We start from the raw sequence: 2,572 nt of genomic DNA, 5'->3' as shown, positions 1-2,572 counted from the left end.
TTGACGATGTAATCATGCCTCCTATCGGTCTACTAATCGGCGGCGTTGATTTCTCCAACCTGTTCATCACCCTGAAAAACGGCGCACAAGCCGCTCCTGCTGAAGGTTACGCCAACCTGGCAGCCGCCCAAGCAGCCGGTGCCGTTACCCTGAATATCGGTCTGTTCATCAACACTGTAATCAGCTTCCTGATCATCGCCGCTGCCATCTTCTGCGTGGTTAAAGCCATCAACTCTGTGAAAAAAGCCGAAGCTCCTGCTGAAGAAGCACCAGCAGAGCCTAGCGAAGAAGTTCTGTTGTTGCGCGAAATCCGTGACTCTCTGAACAAAAACTAATCACAATACCTAAACATACACACACAAACCAAGGCCGTCTGAAACCATTTCAGACGGCTTTTCTCATACCAATTTTCATTAAGCCCTTCCTATTGAAAAAACCATGCCTTCCCTTTCTCAGCAATCTATCCTGCTTTTTCAACCATGAAGCAATGCTCATGGTAAACACAAAGAAAATAAGAGCAGCATAACTCCTTGCCAATAAAAAAGCCCGATGCGTTCAACATCGGGCTTTTAACTGGAAAACCAATCTTAATCTTTGCGTGTTTCCACCAAAATCATTTCGACTGCTACGTCTTCCACTTCTACTTTAGGCACATCCGAACGGCGTGTTTTGGCAACCGGTTCAGGTTGTGGCTGCGCAGCAAAAGCGGCAACGGCTTGCGGATCGGTTTCAACGAAGATCAAATCGCCCAAGCTCTCAGGTACAACGATTGCGACAGGCGCTGCTTCAGCGACGGTTTCAGTTTGTGTGGCAACAGTTTCGGCTGGTGCTTCAACCGGTGCAACAGTAGCCGTTGCATTCGGAGACAATACCGCAGAAATGGCTTCTTTGACGTTGCTGACTGCAGAAGCAAGCAGGGCTTGTTCGGCATCAGCGCCTTCAGTTTGCGCTACGGCAGGCTCGTCTTCGCTTTCAATCGCAAATACGAATGGCTCTGCGTTGGTCACTTCAGGCTCGGATACCACAATCACCAGCGGCTCGGCTTGGTCGCTTTCAGAAGACAATGTCGCATTTGCAGCTTCAACCTTTTCGTTCAAACCTAAAACATGCGCTACGGCAAAGAGGACTTTGTCGGCGGTATCGGTAATGTTCAGGTATTGCTCGATTTTTGCCGAAGACGGAATATTGCGTTTTTTGCTGTTAGAACGGCGGTCGTTGCGGTTGTTGCGCTGACGGTTGTTGCGGTCACGTCCTTGACGGCCATTGTTTTTCACACCCTCTTCGCTGCGGACGTTGTTGTCCTCTTCGACTTGCGCCTGTTCGCCATCGGCTTGAACGTTCACGTCCTCAACACGGTTTTCCGCAGATTGATTACGGTTGCGCTCGTTACGACTGTTGTTGCGGCGGCGTTTATTGCCGTTTTGTTCCGCTTGGTTTTCAGACGGCATTTCAGCCAGTGCAGCCACTTCTTGAACATTTACGTCTTCAACCGTTTCCTCAACACGGTTGCGCTCGTTGTTGCGATCATCACGGCGGTTGTTACGGTTGCGGTTGCGGCGAGTGTCTTTACGCTCGTCATTGCGGCTTTCGTTTGATTTGCTTTCTTCAAACTTGCTGTCGGCAGCTTCGGCATTCACTTCGCGCACTTCAACTTTGCTGCCGTCGTTTTTGTTGCTGCGGCGTGGATTTTGACGGCGGCTGTTTGCGCGGCGGTTGCTGGAATTGCTGTTGCGGTTGTTGCTGCCCGAAGTGCGTTTTTCTGCCACTTCGGCAACAGGCGCGGTTTCGGCTGCGGTATTGCCGCCAAAAATACGTTTCAACCAAGCTTTGAAGCTGTCCCACCAAGAGGCTTTTTTCTCAGGGGCGACAGTCGGCGCAGGCTGGGTATGGCGCACGCCTTTGACAGCTGGCTCAGGACGGGAAGCTTTGGCTTTTTCGCTGCCGAAAGGTTTGGCGGATTCGTCTTCTTCCGGCTCGGCAACACGTTTGTAGCTCGGTTCGCCGTCTTCTTCTACGTCATCAATGCGGATGCGGTTGATTTCGTAGTGCGGATTTTCCAAGTGAATGTTTGGAATCAGGACGACGTTCACATCCAAGCGCTCTTCCATCGCAAACAGCTCGGCGCGTTTTTCGTTCAACAGGAAGGTAGCAACATCGACAGGCACTTGTGCGTGTACTTCGCCGGTGTTGTCTTTCATTGCTTCTTCTTGAATGATGCGCAAAACGTGCAGGGCGGTGGATTCGATGCCGCGGATGACACCGGTACCGGCGCAACGCGGACACGCAACATGGCTGCTTTCGCCCAAAGCCGGTTTCAAACGTTGACGGCTCAATTCCAAAAGGCCGAAACGCGAAAGTTTGCCCATTTGCACGCGTGCGCGGTCTTTTTTGAGCGCGTCGCGCAGGACGTTTTCAACATCGCGTTGGTGTTTCGGATTTTCCATGTCGATGAAGTCGATGACGACCAAACCGCCCAAGTCGCGCAGGCGCATTTGACGGGCGACCTCTTCGGCGGCTTCCATATTGGTTTTGAACGCGGTGTCTTCAATATCCGAGCCGCGTGTGGCACGCG

At 51.9% G+C, this 2,572-nt stretch carries 2 protein-coding genes; one reads left to right on the top strand and one right to left on the bottom strand.

All coding sequences use genetic code 11. The features are described 5' to 3' along the window. The coding region (locus tag ACTHUE_RS15345; RefSeq protein ID WP_440423922.1) for an MscL family protein at nucleotides 1-335 on the top strand (335 nt) is incomplete at its 5' end. 252 nt (nucleotides 336-587) lie between these two features. On the opposite strand, the gene ACTHUE_RS15340 is transcribed toward ACTHUE_RS15345, so the two are convergent. Next, nucleotides 588-2,572, bottom strand: a 1,985-nt coding sequence (locus tag ACTHUE_RS15340) for a ribonuclease E/G (RefSeq protein WP_440423921.1), incomplete at its 5' end; no start/stop codon positions are given.

This window comes from Neisseria sp. P0021.S005 (genome assembly GCF_051956955.1).
This window is presented reverse-complemented; position numbering and strand designations above follow the sequence as displayed.